Origin of the sequence: Pseudogracilibacillus sp. SO30301A, from assembly GCF_037072025.1 — a bacterium.
GTDB lineage: Bacteria > Bacillota > Bacilli > Bacillales > Amphibacillaceae > Pseudogracilibacillus.
This window is the reverse complement of sequence record NZ_JAXHDD010000007.1, coordinates 107,674-124,468: the sequence shown is the minus strand read 5'-3', so window position 1 is coordinate 124,468 and position 16,795 is coordinate 107,674. Positions and strand designations below refer to the sequence as shown.

The window sequence follows — 16,795 nt, the reverse complement described above, 5'->3', positions numbered from 1 at the left end:
ATCTATTAGTAAGCTGACAAATTCTTTTCGATTGACCCGTTCTAATACGAGTGTGTTTTGCTCCACACCGTTGTCAATCGTTTATCCGCAAACGTTAATCCTCTTGCTTCCCCTTCTGTGATAACATCGACATCATATACAGTACCGGAAAACATATTTGGATCGATACGATAAGCTATTGCACATGAATCATGAATAGGCTATTGATAAAGCCAAACTGTCTTCCTGATTGATTATAAAAATGTCGAAGCTCATATGCTAAATGACTGACGCGACCTTTATTTTGTGGTCATTCATTTCATCTACTGTAATTTCTGCTTGTTCTGTTACATCGAGACCTGACATCACAACAGGAATATCGGAGTTGAAAACATTTTCTGCCACCTCGGAATCGACGTAAATATTACATTCGGCAAGAGGGTTGTATTACCACGATCAAGTCCGCCGCCCATCATACTAATATATTCTATTTTACTGTGGACTTCAGGAAATACTTCGATTAATAATGCGATATTTGTCAATGGCTCTAAACCAACAAGAATGACATTTTGTTTGCTTGCCATAATTTTTTCATACATAAATAAAATGGCATTATTTGAAGCGATGGGGATAATTTTCTCCATTAAAATAGGATCCGTCCATTCCACTATCTCCATGTGCTTCAGGAGCAACACAGAGTTCTTTTGTTAGGGGACCTGTTTGTCCCGTTGCTAATGGGATATCAGCATATACTAACTCTAATACATTTTTCGCAGTTGTTGTTACCTTATTCCGAGAGACTATTCATTATTTCTAGAGGTGACTTTCCGAATCATGTAAATTTTCTCATAGATGGAGTCGCTATAGGGTTACGAGATTATGAAGACGGAAAAGATTATAACTATTTCCAAGTGGATAAAACGAATGCAAATATTGGTTTGTTAGAAGTGCTCTCTAGAAAGAAAAAGTACATTGCAACGATAACGAGTTTAACAAAAGTAATACAAGTTAGAGTTGATTCAGCAATCGTTTATGAACTAATTATGTCGGATACATCACTTCTGAGAAGATGCACTGTTTCAAACGACTTTGAAAAGTCTGTCAATTTAAAATGGGAACTGGGTTACAACATTATTGACCCAGTATTGGTGCCGATCTGGAGCACTTTGCACAGGCTTCATAATAGTCCAGTACAAAAAAGGATTCAGACCCCTCCTTTCTTCATCCAAAAATCACTCTAAATTTTTCAAAGAAGCTATTACGTCAAGATGTTGTTTGCGCTTTTTTGATATTTCCACGTAGTCATTTTCTAATATATTAAAGTAGTCCACGATGTTTCCATTATCCAATGTTTGATAATACTTTTTAATAGAACATCCAATAAAGCTTTCTTCGTTTGAACGGATTCATCTACAACAAACTTTTGATCATCATTTTTCTTATAGACAAAATCTCAGATTCGAAGCCAGCCCTTGTTATATACCGTTCTTTTTGAAATTCAAATAAAAAGAAGCTTGATCTGTACGTGTACAGTATCATACAGTTTCTAATGGTTTTAGATAAGTAGTGTGCTTCCCGATCATATTCTGAGGTTGACGAATGGTACGCCTTTTTACTTTTTCTTTTGCAATCCTTGCATATATGCTGTCGGTATCCTTTCCCGCTAAACCTTTCGTTGGCCAAATATCCCCCACATGCTTTACAGTAATGTCCTCTTTTCTTTTTTCCCATTTATAAAACTCCGCCCAAACTTAACATTTTTTTCCGTTATCTACCGCAACATTTTTTATATTTTTTCCCACTTCCGCATGGGCAAGGAGCATTTCTGCCTATTTTCACAACTTTTTTTCCTTTATCACGGTTCTGTTTGGTTACTGGCAATGGGCGTAAATGGTTTTGCTCCTGTGCCAATAACTCTGTTGATGTATATCCTTTCAGGAACCATTCTCGGGTATTATTCATTAGATGAACAACTTCATCCATGAATTCCTGGACGATTTCCATATCATCAAAGTCGAATATGTGACTTAAATATTCTAAAATATCATTCGGTCCATCCCCGATTCTAGTTGCATACACGCATTCTTCCGCGATTTTATCCGCTTCCTCCCAATCAATTTCAAAATTTTTTGTAAGGAATTTAACTAATTGAACATAGCTTTGATTTTTCTCAACGAATCCAGGCTCACCAGCTGTAAGAAGCTGCTGTTTCGTAAAAGGATAAAATGGAACACTGCTTCTTGACTGGTGTTCCTGTAGTACTCTTTCCGGATCAAACACACGAAAATTTGAATATAACTCATTATCTATATGGATTTCATCAAAATAAGAATTAGCATTTAGAATTACAGCAAGAAATTCCTCAATATTTATCGACTCTTTTGTGGTTTCTTCCAGCATTTGGACTAATTGTGCTCTGGTTAAAGTTCCGTAATAATACAAAAGCCCATGTGTTAGCTTGATCCACTCAGTATTTCTCTTTACTGTCGCCCTAATGTTAACATTATCTTTCCAAGCAGTAATTTGTCCAATAAGTTCCTTAGGTGCAGCGAGTATCTTCTTCTTCTCGAATGTTCCTGTGTAAATCAACCCATTTGCACGAAAATATTCAATTTGATCGTTCGTTACATTTGGTGCAATGATTTGACCATTATTTTTTGCTATGTTTGTCAATAACTCGAATCGTTCAACATCTAATTGAAAAACGATTTGCTCAAGATATTCAGGTATCTTTTCCTGTAACAGTATTATCAGTTCTGCCTTCTTCAGACTGCTTGCATCTTTTATGTTTAATGTTTTACGAATTGTATCCAGTTCATGTTTTGTATATTTACTTAAACCTTCATCCAGCGTAAAGGGAACTTTTATTTCAGCCCAATACCTTTGATACCGTTTTTCCTCCTCCTCTCTTCTCCGTTCCTTTAATCCTGTTAGGAGCTGCTTCATATATTGTTCTTGATCTTTTCCGTCGTGCATACGATCACACCTGCTTTCTGTGGAAGTAGTTGATTATACCTTTAAAATAGAGATAAAGAGGTAACTGACCAAAACTTCTTTACAGCAACCTATTGTCATCTGAGGGGCTGGCCCCGAGTTATGTAGTAGATTTTACGTGCACATTTACTTTTTTATATGTATGCGGCTAACTTTTGATTACGCTTTTCTCGTTCGGAATCAGGGGCAAGATCATACTTTTTTAACAAGTGAAAAATGTCATTCAAGGAGCCTTGCGATAAATCATCTATTAAAGCCTTTTCTAATCTTTCTACTAAATTTTCAGGTAAATATATTCTTTGCCCTTTCAGCTTCTTTTTTACATCATCGAGAGAATGATCAATATTACATGATCCCATATATACCAACCTCCCTGTCCTATTCTATTTTCATGATATCATATTTCAGTGGGAGAGGACACTTTGTCATTAAAAATAACCTTAATCTCACCACTCTAATCCCTATTCGTTAGTCACTTTTCTCACATACTCTGATATTTTTGCAACTACATCGGATAGATCTCGAAGAATTTAAAAAATCTTAGAGAATGTTTCACTTATATTTTTAGCCAATGAAACAAGATTAAACGTTCTGTTAATTTAGCTATAAATATGACCTGAATAATAGCAACAACTATAAAAGTATAATGGGCTGGCTGGCTATCTTCCTTGTAGAAAGGAGATGGTAGAATGACGACTTTCGAGGCATTAAGTGCGAAATTTTCTAATTACTATGCGCAACAGACCCTGATAAGATCCAACCTCCTCTGTATATGTCTGTCCCACAATATTATTTTTTAAAAGTTCTTCTGTGTCCATAATGAATGAAATCGAATGTCTCTTCCGACGTAAAGTGCATACTTCTAAACTGTAATAGTTCTTCCTTTACGGTCGGAAGCCAGACGACATTTAGATCGTCCATTATTCGAAATCCTCTATTGACATTGACTTTAATAAATCCTTCGTGGACATTCCCTTTCCTTCTTCATATTCATTTTGACTTTCTCGAATCATTTGTTTTAATTGGGGATTTTTTTCCACTTCTGATTTAATTGATTCTTCAGCTTCTTCCTGCAAAAGCAAGGTGAATTTCCCCTTCCCAGGGATGGAGAACTGAAAAACTGAATTATCTTGATCCATTTTTGCAATGTGTTTCATAAGTTCTTCTAAAGTTTCGATAAAACCCATAAAATCACCACCAATTAATGGTATGTCTTTATCATATCATAATACACATCATTGTGATGTATTTATACAACGCTACCCTAGAAGCTAGAATTGAATATTCGGACTTATAAAAGACGGAATTTAACTACTCTGTTATTGCTGGTCTTTTGGGTGATCATGGTACAACGTTGGAATTTGAACCGAACCCTGTCATCGTTTCTAGGGGGCGACTTTCCACATCATGTGTATTTTCTCATTGATGGAGTTGCAATAGGGTTACGAGATTATGAAGATGGAAAAGATTATAACTACAGTCGCATACTTTTCACATAATCGTTTTAACTCCATCCAGTCTCTCTCCTGTAATAATTATTTATTTTATAAAATGACTATTTTCTTATTAACCGTAGAAACTATTATGCTATGTCAATTTTATCATGCCCATCCTATCTGGACAAAGGATTTTGAGTTTAGTAAAATTTTATACGCTTTCCTGCTAAGTTGAATTAATAATTGGAAATAGTGTAAAAACACACTAGAATTTGGAACTAAAGCAAGAATAAACGTTCCTAATTCAACTATAAATGTGATAGAGAGTACTAGCAACAACTACAAAAGTATAGTGGGCGGCTTGCCAACTTCCTTGTAGTAGATAGGTGGTAAAATGACGACTTTTAAGGCATAATAAGATTTTGGTTGCAATATTCTCCACTATATTATGCAATATACAAGTGACTTCTCTGAAAAATAAAAATCCCCCAAATAATTGAGGGATCACCAATACGATTATTTAATCTCTTCATTCATATCATTTAAAATATTCCTGTTAAAACTAATTCGCCTAACAACCCGCCGGACTTCATTCGCTCTGTCAAAAATCGCTGTCAATAATTTTGTAACATTGTAGCACGCAGCAACATCCAGAAACTCATCATCCGTATGCTCATTTCTATATCCTGTCGAAAGATTGACGCTTTGGATTCCGTGTTCTGCCCAAATTCTCGTGTCACTGCTGCCCCCACTTGTGCACTTCCACTTTACTAAACCTGATTCATCCGCAATCTGTTCGATAAGTTTACCGAAATTAACATCACAAAATGGGTGGCTTCCCCAACAAGATGTCACAATATCCCCTGTTCCTCTTCTGTCAATGACAAATGCAGCATCCGTGCCCCATAAAAAATAATCATCTACTTTACTTGCTCCAACTAGGCCACACTCTTCTTCTACCGTGAAAATATATTTTACCTTTCCTCGAAACGTCGAATCGATTAATTTTTCTGCTATATGAAGCAATACAGCTACACCAGCACGGTCATCAGCCCCTAAAATTCCTTCTGTGCTACGCCAAATTCCGTTTTCTTTTATAATAGAGCGCCCAGGAGCCAATTCCGTTGCGACATCCAAATGTGCATTCAGCAATATTGTCGGACCATTTCCACCGCGATATGTCTTTTCAGCCAACAAATTTCCGCTTCTATCCACCGTGACAAAATCAACAAATGGCGCCAACTTCTCTTTTACAAAACTTCGAATTCGCCCTTCACTCCCACTAACCCCAGGAATCGATAAGACTTCGTGCAAACTTTTGTAAAAAAGCTGTTCTTTTATAAATGCGATTTCTTCTTTTAGCCAATCAACTTCAACCTTACTCAAACTCTCAGCTAAATCAAGTAACCTAGCATTACCGATGGAAAGCGTAATTTTATAATGATTAGCAAATTCCCGGTAATAAACACGCCTCATCCCTACAGCCAACAAAACAGTTACCAAACTTTTAACATCAAGATTTTTCGTTACATAGACATATGCCCCTCTTCTGCCATGTCCATCACACGAGACAATTGTATAAAACCCTAACCGATTTAACTGGCGCACCACTCCGCTAATATACGTATCCAGTTCAGAAACCCCAGGTCCGTTACAATCCTTGGATAGACCAATATTCTCCGTTCTGCCGCGAAACTCAAAATCAACTGCTTTAATCCATTCCCTTTCACTTACAGGGGAGCTTACAATCTCGAGTTCCTCCCCCTCAAAATGATAATGCACATTTATTCTATCAAAACACTCCAGTAAAAATTCCATATTATCCGCCGTCTCATTTTTACACTGAAACTTGAATTCTTCCATTTGCTCTAGATTCCATCCGTGCCGTACAAACAACTGATTCCAATTTTTCATTTTGCCATCTCCTTAATTGATTTACATAAAGTATACCAATGGGCGATGACAGCCATGTCATCTGGAATGTTAGGACATTTCTGTACGTTTAATTAACACAAATGAAAGCTTATTCTGGTCACATCCCTTTTTAAAATACTCGGTTTCAACAAAAAAAGACCGCTACAAATTAATGTAAGGTCTAATTCTATTAATCTTATTTTAAATGATATGAGTTATTTTTTAACCACGTTGCTAATTCTTTTTCTGTCAAATCCCCTGTAGCTACATATATACATGTATTAAATAAATTATCATCTGAAACTATTAACTCATACCCATTTTTCATCAGAAAGGAATACGTAGCCATTGCAGAAGTTCGCTTATTTCCATCGAAAAAATAGTGACCTCTTGCTAATGAAGTCATTAAAACAGCCGCTTTTTGAAAAATATCAGGATATTGCTCATGCCCAAAAGTTATTATAAATGGCTTGTCACACACATATTCAATCATTCCTGGGTTTTTTCACCGGGTAATCCACCATAACGTTCTAGCATTGTCTTATGAATATACCTTAGTTCCTCTGGTTTCAGTTTTTCCATTGTTAATTTTTAGAAAGTCTTTTTAACGCTTTATCGTAGCGTTTGATACCTTTATTCAAAATTTCATCTGTATTTTTATTGCGCATGTCAGCTTTGTTTATTTCGTCTTTTTTACTAATTTTCTCCATGCCTTCATCCCCTTTAAATTTCTCACCGTTCTCACACATACATATCACACCCTTTTCGTATGTATATGTAAGTGTTCCCATATTTAAAGCTAGTATAACATAAAGTATTGCACTTTTCAGTTATTTTCATAAGTTGTTCGATTGGAGCATCATATTTTTATTTCACTATACCCCTTAGAAAGCCATGACATCGGGAATTTCATGACATATCTGTACGTTTAATTATTAAATAATGAACCTTTAGAGATGTTCGCTCTTTTTACAATTTCATTTGTTGATGCTCTTTCAAAACCACTTTGAACAAACTCCATTATTGCTGCGTTAATAATTTCCTGTTGTTTTTCTGATTGTAAGTTAAGAAACTTAGAGTAAATGGCAATAATCTCCTTTCTGTCAAATTGAGATTGACCATATCAGTCACTCATAGTATAACTATAATGACCGATTTGGACAATAGGCATTGTGAAAAGTTATAAGTTTTATTTGAATTGGAGAAATTCGAATAAAAAAATTAAAGAGTCCTATATGGGTCAAAATGGACTCTTTTAGGAAAACTTCACTTTATATGCTTTCGTTTAATCGTTATAATTAAATCATATAGCTTTTTGAAGGAGTATCATCATGTCTTTTAAAAAAACATATCCGTATAGCAATATTGAGATGCTTCCGGGAGATATTTTATATTCTACGATTGGAAGATCCACTTATTATGTCGGTCATACTGTCATTGTCGGATCTGATTACACGATGAAAGAAGCGATACCGGGAAAACCCTCCGGTCATACGTTAACTGCCGAACAATTTTGGCATCGACATCATCCAGGGGATCAAATTACATTACTACGCTCAAAATCCGGTGCAAATGAAGCTGCGAAATGGGCTACAGATCATCTACACCTTGTAAAAGAGTATACTGTTTTAAATCATAATATTGAGTCGATAGAGAAAAACTATTGTTCTAAATTAATTGTTCAAGCCTATTATTACGGAGCAAATGTGAAGTTGACAAATTACTTAAACCGATTTATTTCACCACAATTTTTGAAAAGAACGAAACGGTTAGAAAAAATTGCGGTATTTTTAAAAGCATGATGTTTTCCAAATTGACTATTTTAAGCAAGGAAAGACCTTCAAATACAAAGGTCTTTCTGGATTTATGGTTTTATAATTTTTCTCAATTCCTGTGTTATTTCATTGGATGTGAAATACACTCTATCTTCGTGACCGATAAAGAAAAAAGCACTTTTCTCTCCCTCTTCACCTAAATAGCATTGTAACAAATAATTACCACCTTTATCGTCAGTAATTAGTAAATCATAATTAACACCTTCCAGTTTTATTTTCTCTCTTTTAGCATTTAAGAAAGCATTTTTTAAAATGTTCAATTTATTCGAGTCCTCAAATGTTACAAAGAACATCATTGAGTTTACCAAAATCAATTGTTTTGGAAATAGAGATTTCTATTATATCGTTAACATCATCCATCAAAATTTCATTATTCGATTGACACCCTGTTAATACCAACACAAAGAAAAATGATGTTAAAATTCCGAGTAAAAACTTCGATTGCATTATAATTACCTCCAAGACTTTCCATTCTATCATTCATACGTTCTCAATGAATGATACGTTTCATTGTAACAAGCTCAATAATCATTTTACTTATAGAATCGTTATCGCTTCGATGTTTCACAATATCTAAATATTGGAACCAACTCAAAATGATCCTTAAAGTCCTTAAGTGTGTACAAAACTGCCTTATAGTCCACCGTACCTTCTTTTGCGTTGCCGATACTCTTCCAGCGCATCCAAAAATTCATTCTCGGAGAAATCTGGCCACAAAACATCCGTAAACCAGAACTCTGTATAGGCGAGCTGCCAAAGCAGGAAATTACTCAGACGTTTTTCTCCGCCGGTACGAATAAGCAGGTCAGGGTCTTGGATATCAGCCGTATACAAATATTTTGAAAGCTGCCGTTCATCCAGTGCATCCAATTCATCCATTGATAATTTCGTGTTGTTTAAATCCTTTACCATTGCTTTCATTGCATTCAGAATCTCGTTTCTGCTTCCATAGTTGAGTGCAATATTCAGTTGAAGACCGTCATTGTCACGGGTACGATCCATTGCATACTGTAGCGTCTCATGTGTAGAGGCCGGAAGCTCATTCATGTCGCCGATTACTTTAATACGTACATTATTGGATATAAGGTCTGGCAGATAGACATGTAAAAATTCTTTAGGGAGTCTTAAAATATAGTTTATTTCGGACTTTGGACGTTTCCAGTTTTCTGTTGAGAACGTATAAAGTGTCAAAACCTTCACCCCAGATTTAGCTGCCGCCTTGACAATTTTAAATACGACAGATACTCCTTCTTTATGTCCAGCAACTCTGGGCATGCCCCGATTCCTCGCCCAGCGTCCGTTTCCATCCATAATGATTGCGATATGTTCTGGTGTATGACCTTCCAGATAAGGTAAGGGTTCACTCGTTTGTAGATGATTTAAAAAAGGAATTTTCATTGATCGTGTTCATCCTCTCTAAAATGTTTTGAAATGGTGGAACAGATTCATTGTCCAAGCCTTAACAATAAGCCAGCCTGAAATGATGCTCATGCCCCTATTTTCTTTGCCTTAATCTGCTTTAACGTTGCTACGATAAGAAAACTAACGATTACTAATAATACCCATGAGCTCACCTTCCCCAGATGAACAAGACTCCACGCAACGGTTTGGTTAGGATACTGTCAAGCTCCAAAGAACGTTGCGATATTTTCTGCTATCCAAATAAAAAATCCAATAAGAACAAAAGAAAGTGCAAGTGGCATCCGGTAGCGAATTCCATTCACCTCGTAAGATACCCACGATTTCCAAAAGACGATAATTACAAGAACGGATAACCAAAAGCGGACGTCTAACCAGTAATGATGAGTGAAAAAATTCAAGTGGATCGCTGCTGCAAGAGGTACAACTGCCAAAAGTGGCGGCCACTTAACAAGCTTAATTTTAAGCCTTCTCCACGCCTGACAAAGAAAACTTGCTACACTTGCATACATAAAACCGCTATATAACGGCACTCCAAAAATTTTGGAATACCCTTCCTCCGGGTAGGACCAGGATCCAATATGTACCTTGAAAAGTTCCAGCGCAAGACCAATAAGGTGGAACAATGTAATCACCTTTAGTTCATCCCGTGTTTCAAGTCCCGAACGTACCATCCAGATCTGCATCAGAAGAAAGATGATGAGCAGCCAGTCATACCGTGGCAAGAAGGGAAGCGGCATAACTTGTGTAATGGCCAATGAAGCAAAAATAACGACAGAAAACAAACAAGATAGGGCCTGCTCCCAACCAAAATGAAGAAGTCCATTTAGAGCTAAAATCATTTGCACCTTTAACGTCTTTTTCTCGGCATCATTTCGAACAGTTACATCCATGAGTATCCCCCTTCCTGCTCTATTAGTCTTGGATATCTTCATCATTTCTGTATTCTAAAATATCTCCAGGCTGACAATCTAACGCCTTACAAATCGCCTCTAAGGTTGATAGACGAATTGCTTTTGCTTTTCCATTCTTCAATATAGAAAGATTTGCCATCGTGATCCCAACCTTATCCGAAAGTTCCGTCACACTCATTTTCCTCTTAGCCAACATCACATCAATATTGATTATAATTGCCATGTCATTCACCTCAGACCGTTAAATCATTTTCCGATTTGATATCAATCGCTTCTTGTAAAAGTTTTTTGAGAACAGCAGCAAAGACCGCAATCACCATGGAAGCAAAAGTAATAATCAACCCGATTACGATAAGACCTGGTGCGTCATCCCACTCCGCTACGACATAGATGAACGGAAGAGCCACCATATAAAAAACACTAATTAAAATGGCACAGCTTCTTATATTCTTTAAAGCTTTTACAGAAATTTGCGAGAAAGCCTCGTTCTTGTCAATATAACGTAACAGTTTTAACGCCTGATACAATGCAAAGTAAAACGGGATTGCCGATATATACATTAAAAATAAAATGCCCAATACCACATATGTAAACTCTGAACCTCTTCCTGTTTGTGCAAAAGCCTCAATCGCTATCCGCGGCAATCCAAATATGCATAAAGCAAGAATCGGAACTCCAATTAAATTCACAGCTATCCTTAAAAACAATGTTGATCCTAGTTTCATCAAAAACACCTCACTTATTTATTTCTTTTTTTATTTTAATACATTATTTATCGTTTTACAATAAATAATTAGTTTAAATCAATATTTTTTTATTGATATTGTATTAAGCCAAAAATAAAAAGCATTCCTTTTTAAACTAAGGAGCTCGGTTCTAGTGGTGAAATCATTAAAATTCTTATACTTCGAAGGTATCGAAATTTTTATGTTAAAATTAACGTAGTAAGGTTTTAAGTAAACGGTCCATTTGGAGTAAAAATGCTGGCGACTTCTGTTTAAGATAGTTCCATCAATAAACTGCTTGGAGGTATGGTATATGTTGGGATTACCTAAGGGAGAGGTCTTTTTAGTACCTTGGACAAAGATTGGGAAATAGCGTTCTTATTAGAAAAAAGTAAAATTGAGAAGGAAATCGTTAATTATATTATTGATATTCATCACATTGGAAGTACGGCGGTAAAAAATTTAAGTGCAAAGCCGATTATCGATATAGCCATTGAAATCAACGATTTTAGGGAAGGAAAATATTGTGTATCACCTTTGGAGAGTTTAGGCTACTCCTATAAAGGTACAAACATTCTCCCGGATAGACACTACTATAATAAAGGAGAACCAAGGACTCATCAAATCCATATGTTTCAAAGTGGAAGTAAGTATCTAATTGAGCAGCTGAAATTTAGAGATTACTTAAGAGATAATGATAATGCAAGAATTGAATATCAAGATCTCAAAATAAAGTTAACAAAAGCAAACAAGCATGATAAGCATAAATATGCAGATGAAAAAACTGATTTTGTTAAATCAATTTTAGAAATATGTTAATAGCGTATTTAGCACACAGCCGCGATCGCACAAAAATGTAGTAATTTATAACATTGAAAAAGCATAGAATTAAATTTCTATATATATTGCTATTTATACTGGTATTATCTTAATGGAATATATGCTAATTAATTTAATATTTTTAATGTTATTAGTATTTTCTCATCCGTAACTGAAGCCGTTATCATTACAATAAATGCTCTTTAAATAAAAACCTTTCAATTTAAAATTGCTGAACCAATATCAACCTAAAAAAACCACCCTTTAGATTTCTAAGGGTGGTATATAATATACGAATATGCGTTCTTGTTTTTATTGCTATCTATTGAGCCACTATGCTAGAATAATAGCAACAACTACAAATGTATAGTGGGCGGTTGACCATCTTCCTAACAGAAGGGAGGTGGTAAAATGACGACTTTCGAAGCATTGCGCGACCTGTTGAACGAGGAAGTCTATAGAAAGGCTAAAACGTTCGGGCTTACTCATCTGTAAGTCTAACTTCTAAGTCGATGGTTGAAATGAGGAATCCATGTTTTCCAAAGCGACCACACTGATACTCCTACATGCATTCATTATAACAGAAAAATGGATGTTTGAAGCTAGGTAAAGTCGACTGAAAGTTGTTGTTTAAATGATAATACAAAAATTCCTTAGCGGTAAGGAACACAACCGATAGGTCGGGTGTCTATAAATTGTCTATGGTGAGAATAACCAGATTTGGTTTGACAAACTCCGAATGTACGGGTCTATATCGAAACAATATCTAACTGGTATTGCTGAATAATACTTCAGGTAAGTTGATGTAAAGTAAGAATAGTGCTTATGAAATACGTTCACTTAACAATGGGAGTGACAAAACTTACAGGCTTACAGGAGTCACCTAAGGGCAAATGCACAGATAAACTTAAAGGAACAGGGAAAACCAGGAACGTCATGCATTAGGGACTGTCATCCCTAGATGGTTGCTATAAGGATCATTTTCCGAAATGCATTTATCCTTGTTGAGAGTAGGGGCACGACCATTGAATCTTCTGTAATGGAAGTGGAGGAACAGCCCCAAGTCTTTCAATTGTTACAACTGACATTCTAAAAAGTTAATTGCAAGGATCGGGTAAGAAGATGGGAAATCATTCCGCGAAAGGAGTGATCCATTATGCAAACACGATTACGATACTGGGAATACTAAGGCATGACTGAAACATTTGATGAACTGTACGAAAAAGGTAAAAACGGGGAATCTTTCAACCGTCTTTATGACATTGTAATTTCGAGAGAAAATATTCTACTTGCCTTTCGTACAATAAAAACGAATAAAGGTTCAAAAACAGCTGGTGAAGATGGAAGAATCATTGATGACTTCAAGAAATTCCCGGAGAAGGATCTAGTTTTATTCATACAAAAACGTCTTCAAAACTACCAACCTATGAAGGTAAGACGGGTATTTATTCCTAAACCAAATGGTAATAAACGCCCCCTAGGCATTCCAAGTATAAGTGATAGAATTATTCAACAAGCCTTCAAACAGGTTCTTGAACCTATTTGCGAGGCGCAATTCTATAATCACTCATACGGTTTTAGACCTTTAAGGTCTACACATCATGCAATAGCGAGGGTAAACCATTTAGTCAACCGTAACAATCTTCATTATGTGGTGGATGTAGACATTAAAGGATTCTTTGATAATGTTAACCACTCACTGCTAATCAAGCAGTTATGGAATTTAGGAATACAGGATAAAAGGGTCTTAAAACTAATCGGTAAGATGCTTAAAGCAGAAATCATGGGGGAAGGTATACCAACCAAAGGAACACCTCAAGGGGGTATTTTATCACCCCTTCTATCCAATGTTGTTCTGAACGATTTAGACAAATGGATAGCAGGACAATGGGAAAGATTTGAAAGCAAGACTAAATACAAACAAAGCCAGCACAAATATTATTTTCTTAAAAAATCTAATCTCAAGGAAGGATATATTGTTCGCTACGCGGACGACTTCAAAATCCTTTGCCGAGATTGGAAAACTGCCCTAAGATGGTATCACGCCGTAAAGCTCTATCTAAAAGACCGATTAAAACTCGACATATCCCCAGAAAAATCCAAGGTGGTAAACTTACGGAAAAAGGAATCTGAATTTCTTGGATTCACTTTGAAGGCAGAAATAAAAGGTCATAAACGTGTTGCCTATACAAGGCTTAACGCCAAAAAGAAAAAACAATATAAGGAAGAAGGACGAAAAAGAATCAAGCAGATTCAAAAAAGTCCAACTACCCAAAATGCTCTTCTATACAATAGTTGGGTTCTAGGAATTCACAATTACAGTCGTGGTGCAACACATGTTAGCCTTGAATTCGGAAAACTTGCATACCAGCTAAGTAGAACACTTAACAACCGTTTGAGAAGTGTTGGAAATATGAACACCCAAGGAAGGCACCGCCTTCCTACACCAGATTCTATAAGAGTTCTTATAAGACGTATAAGGTTTGCGGAGTATATCTATACCCTCTTGCCAACATAAGACATAAAAGCATTATGGGCTATTCACAGTGGCAAACTCCATTTACAAAAGAAGGAAGAAGTCTTAATTACAAAAGGTTAAAGGCCGACGTATCAGCCGAAATTGGGAAACTAATAAAATCTAACATTCCTAACAGAAGCGTGGAATATTTTGATAATCGAATTAGTAGGTACAGTATGAAAAACGGTAAATGCGAGATTACGGGGGAATTCTTACCCGCTGAATTTGTACACTGTCACCATTCTATACCTCTAGGTTTGGAAGGTACAGATGATTTCAGCAATCTGCGAATTCTAAATAAATTCATTCACATCTTAATTCACGCTACGGAAACTCAAACAATTAACAAATATCTTGATATACTTAATCTAAACAAAACGGCAATCAAGAAAATTAACACTATCGTAAAATGTGTAACATAGAATCTATTAGTTAAAAATGCAATTGAAAGATGGAACGCGGTATGAGGTGAAAGCTTCACGTACCGTGTGGAGCAGGGGAAAAGACGGCGATAACATCAAACTCTTACCTATTGCTATAAGCCTAGTAGCTAATTTAGTTTATCAATAATAGCTGTACTTAGTTTAATCGTTATCGTTGTCATTTTCACAGAAAAAAAGAAGTGGTTGTCCTCATATCCTCACAACCTTGTTGACGATTACTTCTGTTTGTAATTTATAACTGGTCAGCCTAAAGACTCCAAACCTATCTTTTATGATAAGAGAACAGGTGAAATGGTTCAAAACTATATTGCCAAATACATATTTTACATATCTATCATAAACCACTAGTTATTTCATCTTTTACCATTTGATGACTGCTTTTTCAAAAGTGCAGATTTCGATCATCAAGTGTTATTTCCCCAGTTTTTTCTTGTACTCTATCTCATATTCATTTGTTTTTAACCTAGTAGTTAGGACGAATGCAAGAGTAAATAATCCGAAACATAACCACAAAGCCGCAGGAATTCCATCTAAGTGTTCAATCATGATTCCACCTAGTCCTGGTCCTAATATTTGCCCACTTGCAAAAAAGATGGTTGTATAACCTAATGCAACAGGTGCATATTTTTGATGCGTCTGTTCTATTGCCAATGCTTGAGTAAGCGATAACATCCCCATTAAGGTCAATCCCCAAAAAATCTGACTAATCATAAACCCTAAAGCGAAAGGCCAAAAAATTGGTATAAGTACTGAAAATCCACTTAAACCAAATATGATCCTTAAAGATGTTTTCCTTCCAACTCTATCCGATATCGCCCCCCATAATGGCCCACTAAAAATACTAATAAAACCACCTATCCCAATAATAATTCCTGCTAAATATTCACTAACACCTTTTTCTAAAATGAAACTAAAAAGGAAGCTTTGAGGAATTAAATAAGCAAAACCAATTAGACCATAGATAAGAGCTACCAAAAGAACTCCTTTATGCAGATATACATCATGCAAAAAGGATTGATCATCCGTTTTCGGATTTTTCACTGAATTGGGAGGATCTTGAAGAAGTTTTAATCCAATGAAAGTGGTACCGACACTAATCACCCCGTATATTAACCATAGAAAACGCCATCCGTCCGTTCCAAACCATATATTAAATATTGGTATGAGGCCACTTGTGATCAGTGTCCCTAAACCCATTCCGCTTAATAAGAAACCAATCATGAGCCCCCTATTTTGAGGAAACCACCCTACTACAATGTTTACTAATGGTGTATATCCAAAAGCAGTTCCTACTCCTAAAATAACCATACAAATTAAAGTCTGAATAAAACTTTCTACAAAAAACAGGATTATTAAAGCTGTTGACAATAAGAAAAGTCCAAATACTACAAGTCGTTTAGACCCCCATCTTGTAGCCAGAATCCCTACCCAGAGAACCATCAATAAATATCCAATTGCAGTTGAAGTTGCTAACATACCTGCCTCTTGATAGGTCAATGTTAAGCTTTCTTTCATAAATGGCATCAGTATTCCATATGACATCCTTCCAAAGCCGGAGATACATATTGTTACCAACATACTAACCAGTGCATATATCCACATCTTTCTTTTCTGCATATCTACATCCACCAGTCCATATAAAATTTATTCGAAAATAATTTAATCAAGGATGAAGCTCATCCTTGATTATGAAATGAAAGTATTAACTAATCCTATAATATTTTTCTGAATGCATAACGCCACTCGTCGTTATCCTGCTTCTCTTCATAAATCGATGGGAATCTGCTTTTTGTAGTCCA

General features: G+C 35.8%; 15 protein-coding genes and 5 pseudogenes. 4 read left to right on the top strand and 16 right to left on the bottom strand.

Annotation, left to right across the window (positions count from 1 at the left end):
* Positions 1-258 precede the first annotated feature (258 nt).
* Positions 259-563 (bottom strand): annotated as a pseudogene (locus SPD89_RS06045) (nucleoside hydrolase).
* Positions 564-707: 144 nt separating this feature from the next.
* Here SPD89_RS06045 and SPD89_RS06040 point away from each other — a divergent pair.
* Positions 708-1,220: a hypothetical protein gene (locus SPD89_RS06040; RefSeq protein WP_336261059.1), complete on the top strand. Its 513-nt coding sequence runs from the start codon at positions 708-710 to the stop codon at positions 1,218-1,220.
* A 526-nt stretch (positions 1,221-1,746) separates the two neighbouring features.
* Here SPD89_RS06040 and SPD89_RS06035 read toward each other — a convergent pair.
* From SPD89_RS06035 to SPD89_RS06005, 7 genes are all read right to left on the bottom strand, one after another.
* Positions 1,747-2,955 (bottom strand): YecA family protein, encoded by a 1,209-nt coding sequence (locus tag SPD89_RS06035; protein ID WP_336261058.1) that lies wholly within the window; start codon positions 2,953-2,955, stop codon positions 1,747-1,749.
* A gap of 152 nt (positions 2,956-3,107) precedes the next feature.
* Positions 3,108-3,332: a hypothetical protein gene (locus tag SPD89_RS06030; RefSeq protein ID WP_336261057.1), complete on the bottom strand. Its 225-nt coding sequence runs from the start codon at positions 3,330-3,332 to the stop codon at positions 3,108-3,110.
* Between the two features lie 561 nt (positions 3,333-3,893).
* A complete protein-coding gene (locus tag SPD89_RS06025) occupies positions 3,894-4,160 on the bottom strand; it encodes a hypothetical protein (protein ID WP_336261056.1) in 267 nt (88 codons plus the stop codon).
* Positions 4,161-4,925: 765 nt separating this feature from the next.
* Positions 4,926-6,323 (bottom strand): M20/M25/M40 family metallo-hydrolase, encoded by a 1,398-nt coding sequence (locus SPD89_RS06020; protein WP_336261055.1) that lies wholly within the window; start codon positions 6,321-6,323, stop codon positions 4,926-4,928.
* A gap of 196 nt (positions 6,324-6,519) precedes the next feature.
* Positions 6,520-6,816: a type II toxin-antitoxin system death-on-curing family toxin gene (locus SPD89_RS06015; RefSeq protein WP_336261054.1), complete on the bottom strand. Its 297-nt coding sequence runs from the start codon at positions 6,814-6,816 to the stop codon at positions 6,520-6,522.
* Between the two features lie 91 nt (positions 6,817-6,907).
* Positions 6,908-7,072 carry a hypothetical protein gene (locus SPD89_RS06010; protein WP_336261053.1) on the bottom strand — a complete coding sequence of 55 codons (165 nt, stop codon included), beginning with the start codon at positions 7,070-7,072 and terminating at the stop codon, positions 6,908-6,910.
* A 179-nt stretch (positions 7,073-7,251) separates the two neighbouring features.
* Entirely contained in the window at positions 7,252-7,359 is a 108-nt protein-coding gene (locus SPD89_RS06005; RefSeq protein ID WP_442961067.1) for a helix-turn-helix domain-containing protein, read from the bottom strand.
* A gap of 295 nt (positions 7,360-7,654) precedes the next feature.
* Between SPD89_RS06005 and SPD89_RS06000 the strand changes: the two genes are divergently transcribed.
* A complete protein-coding gene (locus tag SPD89_RS06000; protein ID WP_336261052.1) occupies positions 7,655-8,125 on the top strand; it encodes a hypothetical protein in 471 nt (156 codons plus the stop codon).
* 62 nt (positions 8,126-8,187) lie between these two features.
* Here SPD89_RS06000 and SPD89_RS05995 read toward each other — a convergent pair whose 3' ends face one another.
* The 7 genes and pseudogenes from SPD89_RS05995 to SPD89_RS05970 form a co-directional block, all read right to left on the bottom strand.
* Complete coding sequence (locus SPD89_RS05995) at positions 8,188-8,418, bottom strand: hypothetical protein (RefSeq protein ID WP_336261051.1); 231 nt, start codon at positions 8,416-8,418, stop codon at positions 8,188-8,190.
* A 13-nt stretch (positions 8,419-8,431) separates the two neighbouring features.
* Positions 8,432-8,605 carry a hypothetical protein gene (locus tag SPD89_RS05990; RefSeq protein WP_336261050.1) on the bottom strand — a complete coding sequence of 58 codons (174 nt, stop codon included), beginning with the start codon at positions 8,603-8,605 and terminating at the stop codon, positions 8,432-8,434.
* Positions 8,606-8,634: 29 nt separating this feature from the next.
* Positions 8,635-8,753: pseudogene (locus SPD89_RS22915) on the bottom strand (IS1595 family transposase); the annotation flags it as partial.
* A 38-nt stretch (positions 8,754-8,791) separates the two neighbouring features.
* The gene (locus tag SPD89_RS05985) at positions 8,792-9,556 is read right to left on the bottom strand and encodes an isoprenyl transferase (RefSeq protein ID WP_336261049.1); all 765 of its coding nucleotides are present in this window, start codon (positions 9,554-9,556) and stop codon (positions 8,792-8,794) included.
* An 89-nt stretch (positions 9,557-9,645) separates the two neighbouring features.
* A pseudogene (locus SPD89_RS05980) lies at positions 9,646-10,419 on the bottom strand (DUF817 domain-containing protein).
* Positions 10,420-10,492: 73 nt separating this feature from the next.
* The gene (locus tag SPD89_RS05975) at positions 10,493-10,714 is read right to left on the bottom strand and encodes a helix-turn-helix domain-containing protein (protein ID WP_336261048.1); all 222 of its coding nucleotides are present in this window, start codon (positions 10,712-10,714) and stop codon (positions 10,493-10,495) included.
* 10 nt (positions 10,715-10,724) lie between these two features.
* The gene (locus SPD89_RS05970; protein ID WP_336261047.1) at positions 10,725-11,216 is read right to left on the bottom strand and encodes a DUF2975 domain-containing protein; all 492 of its coding nucleotides are present in this window, start codon (positions 11,214-11,216) and stop codon (positions 10,725-10,727) included.
* Between the two features lie 313 nt (positions 11,217-11,529).
* On the opposite strand from SPD89_RS05970, the pseudogene SPD89_RS05965 reads away from it, so the two are divergent.
* Both SPD89_RS05965 and ltrA read left to right on the top strand, forming a co-directional pair.
* Positions 11,530-12,035: pseudogene (locus SPD89_RS05965) on the top strand (GrpB family protein).
* A gap of 1,192 nt (positions 12,036-13,227) precedes the next feature.
* A pseudogene (ltrA, locus tag SPD89_RS05960) lies at positions 13,228-14,989 on the top strand (group II intron reverse transcriptase/maturase).
* Between the two features lie 418 nt (positions 14,990-15,407).
* Here the strand turns inward: ltrA and SPD89_RS05955 are convergent.
* Positions 15,408-16,613 carry a YbfB/YjiJ family MFS transporter gene (locus tag SPD89_RS05955; protein ID WP_336261046.1) on the bottom strand — a complete coding sequence of 402 codons (1,206 nt, stop codon included), beginning with the start codon at positions 16,611-16,613 and terminating at the stop codon, positions 15,408-15,410.
* Positions 16,614-16,795: the final 182 nt, after the last annotated feature.

Coding starts and splice junctions, on each gene's coding strand:
- SPD89_RS05970 (WP_336261047.1), bottom strand. CDS start 11,216: ATGAAACTAGGATCAACATTGTTTTTAAGGATAGCTGTGAATTTAATT.
- SPD89_RS06030 (WP_336261057.1), bottom strand. CDS start 3,332: ATGGGATCATGTAATATTGATCATTCTCTCGATGATGTAAAAAAGAAG.
- SPD89_RS06010 (WP_336261053.1), bottom strand. CDS start 7,072: ATGTGTGAGAACGGTGAGAAATTTAAAGGGGATGAAGGCATGGAGAAA.
- SPD89_RS05955 (WP_336261046.1), bottom strand. CDS start 16,613: ATGCAGAAAAGAAAGATGTGGATATATGCACTGGTTAGTATGTTGGTA.
- SPD89_RS06000 (WP_336261052.1), top strand. CDS start 7,655: ATGTCTTTTAAAAAAACATATCCGTATAGCAATATTGAGATGCTTCCG.
- SPD89_RS05975 (WP_336261048.1), bottom strand. CDS start 10,714: ATGGCAATTATAATCAATATTGATGTGATGTTGGCTAAGAGGAAAATG.
- SPD89_RS06020 (WP_336261055.1), bottom strand. CDS start 6,323: ATGAAAAATTGGAATCAGTTGTTTGTACGGCACGGATGGAATCTAGAG.
- SPD89_RS06015 (WP_336261054.1), bottom strand. CDS start 6,816: ATGATTGAATATGTGTGTGACAAGCCATTTATAATAACTTTTGGGCAT.
- SPD89_RS05985 (WP_336261049.1), bottom strand. CDS start 9,556: ATGAAAATTCCTTTTTTAAATCATCTACAAACGAGTGAACCCTTACCT.
- SPD89_RS06035 (WP_336261058.1), bottom strand. CDS start 2,955: ATGCACGACGGAAAAGATCAAGAACAATATATGAAGCAGCTCCTAACA.
- SPD89_RS05990 (WP_336261050.1), bottom strand. CDS start 8,605: ATGCAATCGAAGTTTTTACTCGGAATTTTAACATCATTTTTCTTTGTG.
- SPD89_RS06025 (WP_336261056.1), bottom strand. CDS start 4,160: ATGGGTTTTATCGAAACTTTAGAAGAACTTATGAAACACATTGCAAAA.